Genomic DNA, 6293 nt, shown 5'->3' on the forward strand with positions numbered 1-6293 from the left:
GGCGGAGCGGGGATCTCCCTGGTACCCGATCCTGCCCGGGACAGCACCGGCGCAGGGAGGCTCGAAAGCGCATCCATGGGATCGATGGCATTCCCGTCAGACGCGCGTCCGTCATCCGGCACGCCGTCGGCGATGATCCAGGAACTCCTCGACATCGCGGACTACATCGCCAAGCTTCGTGACGCCATCGCATTGCTGCGGGCGAACGAATTGACCCGCGACCGACTGCCGATGGTTCACGAGGAACTCGGCGAGGTCGTTGCCGCCACGGCAAGCGCGACCAACACGATCATGGGGAGCGCCGAGACCATGCTCGCTCTGCCCGATGGTCCGGATTATCGAGCCGCCGTCGAGGCGCAGATCTTCCACATCTTCGAGGCCTGCGCGTTTCAGGACATCACCGGTCAGCGCATCGCGAAGGTGGCCGAGGCGATGAGCCTGCTCGAAGGACGCCTCGCGCGCTTCAGCGTCGCCGTGAAGGCTCGCGACGCGGGCGGAATCGACGAGAGCGAGGCCGATCGGCGCCAGAGAAACGAAACGCTGCTGCTCAACGGACCGCAGAAGGGCGGACCGGCCACGCCACAGGATGCCATCGACGCCCTGTTCGACTGAGCGCACCGGATCAGGCGTTCCAGCGCACCTCCGACGCGGCCGATGAGAGCGACGGCCTGTACGCCGCCCTTACCAATCGAGTGCAGACGCTCGGATCGGAACACGGCTCACGGTCAAGCTGCCTTGATCGCGACACCGGGTGTGCGAAAAACTGTCAAGGTCATCCCGGAGACTGACCTCGGAATTCGCTCGAAGCGGAACCGAAGGGGCTGACCATGGCGAGCATCGATCTGCGGCCGGACCGCCGGTCCAACCGCGACACCGGCCGCGTTTCGAACCCGGCTGATACGCACCTCCTCGATCGCGCCCATGCGCAGGGTCGCCTCGACCAGTCCATCGCCACCACGCTGCTGGTGATCGCCGCTGCCCGCGTCGAGCGGGATGCCGCACCGGTGCTTGCCGCCCGGCAGCGTTTGGCTGAAGTGTACGGTGCCACGCGCCTGAGTCGCCGGTTGGAGCGCGAGACCGCGGCCGGCTGAACTCAGCTCGCCCGTCTCAGGAAATCCCGGAACGGGCGCCGCTGCGGCGGCGGGCTCGGCGGTGGATCGGGGGAGGGGGGTGGCGTCGGCGCCGGTGCGCTCGCCTCGCTCAAGACCTCCGCCCGCACCGCCCGCGGCGCGGCGAAGACCGGGCCCTGCGCCAACGGCACATCGAGATCGATCAGATCCGGAACCTCGCTCTCGCTTTCGACGCCCGTCGCCACGAGCCGGATACCGGCTCGGGCCAGGGAGGCGACCAGATCCTCCAGCGCGATTTCGGGGGTCGCCTTGCGGGGAAGGGGGCGGAGCAGCTGCACGGCCTGCACCTTGACCTGACCGATGCCGCGCTCGGCCAGCGCGACCGCGTCGAAGCGGAGATCGATCGGCCGGTCCATGACGAAGCCGATCCGGCCTTTCAGCCCGGCCAGCAAGGCTGCCTGCTCCGCATCGAGATTGCGCCAGCTCGTCTGCGGGAGAGCCAGCACGACGCGACCGGCCAGATCGGGACCGTCCGAAACGAGGCGCCCGAGCGATCGCAGGAACCCCGGTTCGAACAGCGAGTGCGGCGTCAGCCCGTAGCCGACCGCCGCCGAACTGCCCCGGCCCTGCAGGTGGCGGGCGATGGTGGCGACGCGCTGCAGCATGCGTCGGTCGAGCGCCGTCGTCCGCCCGTGCCGCTCCAGCACCGGCAAAAACGTCTCCGGATCCAGAATCTCCGAACCGACTCTCAGACGGGGCAGCGCCTCGTAAGAGACGACCTTGCGCTGCGGGAGAGTCACGATGGGCTGGAGATAGACCTCCAATCCTTCGCCATCGAAGGCTTCGACGAGCGCCGCCTCCGCCGCCGGATCGCGGGGCGGGGGCTCGACGCGCGACGGCGGCGGCAAGTTCGCCCGCGGCACGAGGCGGGCGGAGGGCGGCGCCGGCTCACCGGCGGACGCGGCAGGCTCCGGGACGACCCTGGGCGCCGCAGGGGTCGGAATCTGGGGGGACGCGACCGCGCGCTCCCGATCGGCCTTGAGCCGGGCAATGTCGCCATCCTGGTTGGACACCACGGCGGCGAGTTCGCGCACGATCCCGCTGAGCAAACCGATTTCCGCCGTCACCTCCTCGATACCGGAGGCCAGTCGCGTTTCCAGTTCCGCCACCGCCTCCGCGTTGTCAGGGGCGTTCTGCGGAATGGGCGCCGGATGCGCCTTGTGGCGGGATTGGACGAGGGCGGCGGCCACCGCCTCCAGCTTGACGAGACGCTGGGACAGGACGCCGATTTCCCGCGAGACAACCTCTTGCGCCGTGGCCATCGCGATGAGGCGACGGCGCAGGAAAAACCCGCTCACGACCGCGAGCCCGGACACGCCGGCTGCCGCCACGAGCGGGGCATAGATCGCCAGCGGCACGAGGATCAGGACGACGATGAGGCCGAGGATCCAGGGGGTGCGGCGCGGGCCGATCGTCGGGGCTTTCGGTGTCATCACCGTCGGTCGACGCGCTTCTTCTCGAGCGGCTGCAGGCCGCTTGCCTCCCCGGAACGGAGCCGCCCCCTCGGGCCGCTCCGCATACGATCTGTAAACCTACTGTTGCCGAGCCGGCTCGTCGCCGCAAGGCGGCAGGCTGCCGGGCCGGCTCATGCCTGTGCAAAGGTCGCCGCGCTTGCCATCGGCGTGATGGGGGGCGACATGAACGGTCTCGAAGGAGACCGCAATGGACGATACGCCGATCGAACTGATGATGCGGGTCGAAGGCATGACCTGCGAGGGCTGCGCCAATGCCGTGCGCCGGACGATTCAGCGGCTCGATCCCGAGGCCGAAGTCGCCGTGGACGTCGCCCAAGGGCGCGTCACGACCACCACCCGGGCGCAGAGTCTCGATGTGGCGCAGGCGCTGACCAAAGCCGGTTATACGGCGACGGCCATGACGGGCTGAGGCCGTGGACGGCTCTCCGCGCAATGATCTCGACGCTTGGTGGATGCCGTTCACGGCCAATCGAGCGTTCAAGCGGGCGCCGCGGCTGATCGCGAGCGCCGAGGGCCTCCATTACCGGGACGATGTGGGGCGGATCGTGCTCGATGGCATCGCCGGCCTCTGGTGCTGCAATGCCGGTCACAATCGCGCGCCGATCGTTGCGGCGATCCGTGAGCAGGCGGGACGACTGGATTACGCGCCGCCGTTCCAGTTCGGTCACGGGCCGGCCTTCGCCCTGGCCGCCCGGGTCGCGGCGCTCGCGCCGCCCGGCCTCGACCACGTCTTTCTCTGCAATTCGGGATCCGAGGCGGTCGACACCGCGCTCAAGATCGCCTTGGCCTACCGCCATGCCCGTGGCGAGGGCGGACGGACCCGTTTCATCGGCCGCGAGCGCGGATATCACGGCGTGGGCTTCGGCGGCATCTCGGTTGGCGGCCTGCCGAACAATCGCAGTGTGTTCGGCCATGGCCTGTCCGGCATCGACCACCTGCCCCACACCTACGACCGGGCGCGCCAGGCCTTCACGATCGGCGAGCCCGAATGGGGGGCGCATCTCGCCGACGAGCTTGAGCGGATCGTCGCGCTCCACGATGCCGCGACGATTGCAGCCGTCATCGTCGAACCGATGGCGGGCTCCACCGGCGTGCTGCCGCCGCCACGGGGCTACCTCAGACGCCTGCGCGACATCTGCGATCGACATGGTCTGCTGTTGATCTTCGACGAGGTCATCACCGGTTTCGGGCGCCTCGGATACGCCTTCGCGGCCGAACGGTACGGCGTCACCCCGGACATGATCTGCTTCGCCAAGGGGGTCACCTCCGGGGCGGTGCCACTCGGCGGCGTGATCGTCGCTTCATCCATTCACGAGCAGCTGATGCGGGGCCCGGAACAGGCCATCGAGCTGTTCCACGGCTACACCTATTCCGGACATCCGCTGGCCTGCGCAGCCGGTCTGGCGGCCCTCGATCTGTATCGCGACGAGGGATTGTTCGAGCGCGCCCGGGCCATGGAGCCGGTCTTCGCCGAGGCCGTGATGCGGCTGCGCGGCGCGCCGAACGTGCTGGACATCCGCACGGTCGGGCTCGCTGCGGGCATCGACCTCGCGCCTGACCCCGCTGGGCAGGGTGCCCGTGGCTTCGCCGTGATGGAGCGGGCCTTTCACGATCACGACCTCGTCGTGCGCGTCTCCGGCGATACTCTGGCCCTCTCGCCACCGCTCACCATTGGGGCGGACGATATCTCAACGCTCGTGGAGCGGCTCGATCGCGCGATCCAGGCCGCCGCGTGAGGCCGCTCCTCATCCTCTGAAGAAAGTTGCTGGGGTTTCTCAAAAAAATCCGAGAGGCATTTCCCTTCGGCTTCGCCCAAAATGCGATGATCGGTTTATCGTGGCTGCAAGGTTCGCCCGCTCGGACCGTGCTTCGGCATGCGCCACACCCTAAGAAACGACGGTGAGAGAAATGCCCTCTGATATCGAGATCGCCCGCGCGGCGACTTTGAAGCCTATCGCCGAGGTCGCCCGCAAGATCGGCATCCCGGACGAGGCGCTGCACAATTACGGTAAGCACATCGCCAAGATCGACCACGACTTCATCAAGTCGCTGGACGGCAAGTCCGAGGGCAAGCTCGTCCTCGTCACCGCGATCTCGCCCACGCCCGCGGGCGAGGGCAAGACCACCACGACCGTCGGTCTGTCCGACGGGCTCAACCGCATCGGCAAGCGCACCGTCGCCTGCCTGCGCGAGCCGTCCCTCGGCCCCTGCTTCGGCATGAAGGGCGGTGCGGCCGGCGGCGGTAAGGCGCAGGTCGTGCCGATGGAGCAGATCAACCTGCACTTCACCGGCGACTTCCATGCCATCACCTCGGCGCACTCCCTCGCCGCGGCGCTCATCGACAATCACATCTACTGGGCGAACGAGCTCAACATCGACGTGCGCCGGATCCATTGGCGCCGCGTGGTCGACATGAATGACCGGGCCCTGCGCGCCATCACCCAGTCGCTCGGTGGCGTCGCCAACGGCTTCCCGCGCGAGGACGGGTTCGACATCACCGTGGCCTCTGAGGTGATGGCGGTGTTCTGCCTCGCCAAGGATCTCGCCGATCTGGAGGAGCGTCTCGGCCGTATCGTCATCGCCGAGACCCGCGACCGCAAACCGGTGACGCTGGCACAGGTGAAGGCCACCGGCGCCATGACGGTTCTGCTCAAGGATGCCCTGCAGCCGAACCTCGTGCAGACGCTCGAAGGCAATCCGGCCCTCATCCATGGCGGCCCCTTCGCCAACATCGCCCATGGCTGCAACTCGGTGATCGCGACGCAGACCGGTCTGCGCCTCGCCGATTATGTCGTGACCGAAGCCGGCTTCGGCGCCGATCTTGGAGCGGAGAAGTTCCTGGACATCAAATGCCGGCAGACCGGCTTGAAGCCTTCGGCGGTGGTCATCGTCGCCACCATCCGCGCGCTCAAGATGCATGGCGGCGTCAACAAGAAGGATCTCGCCGGCGAGAACCTCGAGGCGCTGGAGAAGGGCTTCGCCAATCTGGAGCGCCACGTGACGAACGTGCGGAGCTTCGGCCTGCCGGTGGTCGTGGGCGTGAATCACTTCTTCCAGGACACCGATGCCGAGCACACCAAGCTGAAGGAGCTGTGCCGCGAACGCCTGCAGGTCGAGGCCATCACCTGCAAGCACTGGGCGGATGGCGGCGCCGGTGCCGAGGATCTCGCGCAGGCGGTCGTGAAGCTGGCCGAGGGCGAGCAGAAGCCGCTCACCTTCGCCTACGAGACCGACACCAAGCTCACCGATAAGATCAAGGCGATCGCGACGAAACTCTACGGCGCGGCCGATATCCAGATCGAATCGAAGGCGGCGACCAAACTCGCCGGTTTCGAGAAGGATGGCTACGGTCACCTGCCGATCTGCATGGCCAAGACCCAGTACTCGTTCTCGACGGATCCAACCCTGATGGGAGCGCCGTCGGGACACTTGGTCTCGGTGCGCGACGTCCGTCTCTCGGCCGGTGCCGGCTTCGTCGTCGTGATCTGCGGTGAGATCATGACCATGCCGGGTCTCCCCAAGGTTCCGGCGGCGGACAGCATTCGCCTCGACGCCAATGGGCAGATCGACGGGCTGTTCTAGAGGCTGTTATGGATCTATCGGCTGGACGGCTCAGATGATGGGTCATGAGCCAGTCCCGGAAAGCCTACCCGTCTGATGTGTCCGACGACGAATGGGCGTTGGTCGC

Annotated in this window: 6 protein-coding genes; 5 read left to right on the forward strand and 1 reads right to left on the reverse strand. The window is 67.5% G+C overall.

All coding sequences use genetic code 11. From position 1 onward, the window contains the following. Positions 1-84: 84 nt before the first annotated feature. Both MFF26_RS21080 and MFF26_RS21085 read left to right on the forward strand, forming a co-directional pair. Complete coding sequence (locus tag MFF26_RS21080; protein WP_238308493.1) at positions 85-612, forward strand: chemotaxis protein; 528 nt, start codon at positions 85-87, stop codon at positions 610-612. Between the two features lie 215 nt (positions 613-827). After that, positions 828-1091, forward strand: a complete 264-nt coding sequence (locus tag MFF26_RS21085; protein ID WP_137828108.1) for a hypothetical protein — start codon at positions 828-830, stop codon at positions 1089-1091. Positions 1092-1093: 2 nt separating this feature from the next. Here the strand turns inward: MFF26_RS21085 and MFF26_RS21090 are convergent, their stop codons facing one another. Then, the gene (locus MFF26_RS21090) at positions 1094-2566 is read right to left on the reverse strand and encodes an EAL domain-containing protein (protein WP_238308494.1); all 1473 of its coding nucleotides are present in this window, start codon (positions 2564-2566) and stop codon (positions 1094-1096) included. Between the two features lie 226 nt (positions 2567-2792). Here MFF26_RS21090 and MFF26_RS21095 point away from each other — a divergent pair, with 226 nt between their 5' ends. The 3 genes from MFF26_RS21095 to MFF26_RS21105 all read left to right on the forward strand — a co-directional run bounded on the left by MFF26_RS21095 (position 2793) and on the right by MFF26_RS21105 (position 6187). Then, positions 2793-3014, forward strand: coding sequence for a heavy-metal-associated domain-containing protein (locus MFF26_RS21095; protein ID WP_238308495.1), 222 nt, complete (start codon positions 2793-2795; stop codon positions 3012-3014). A 4-nt stretch (positions 3015-3018) separates the two neighbouring features. Next, the gene (gene aptA / locus MFF26_RS21100; protein ID WP_505744341.1) at positions 3019-4341 is read left to right on the forward strand and encodes an omega-aminotransferase AptA; all 1323 of its coding nucleotides are present in this window, start codon (positions 3019-3021) and stop codon (positions 4339-4341) included. 172 nt (positions 4342-4513) lie between these two features. Continuing rightward, positions 4514-6187, forward strand: coding sequence for a formate--tetrahydrofolate ligase (locus MFF26_RS21105; RefSeq protein ID WP_238308496.1), 1674 nt, complete (start codon positions 4514-4516; stop codon positions 6185-6187). Positions 6188-6293 lie beyond the last annotated feature (106 nt).

This window comes from Methylorubrum suomiense, from assembly GCF_022179765.1.
GTDB lineage: Bacteria > Pseudomonadota > Alphaproteobacteria > Rhizobiales > Beijerinckiaceae > Methylobacterium > Methylobacterium suomiense.

What these genes read in the sequence shown, in the direction of transcription:
- MFF26_RS21105 (WP_238308496.1), top strand. Translation starts at nt 4,514, where the DNA reads ATGCCCTCTGATATCGAGATCGCCCGCGCGGCGACTTTGAAGCCTATC.
- MFF26_RS21080 (WP_238308493.1), top strand. Translation starts at nt 85, where the DNA reads ATGGCATTCCCGTCAGACGCGCGTCCGTCATCCGGCACGCCGTCGGCG.
- MFF26_RS21095 (WP_238308495.1), top strand. Translation starts at nt 2,793, where the DNA reads ATGGACGATACGCCGATCGAACTGATGATGCGGGTCGAAGGCATGACC.
- MFF26_RS21085 (WP_137828108.1), top strand. Translation starts at nt 828, where the DNA reads ATGGCGAGCATCGATCTGCGGCCGGACCGCCGGTCCAACCGCGACACC.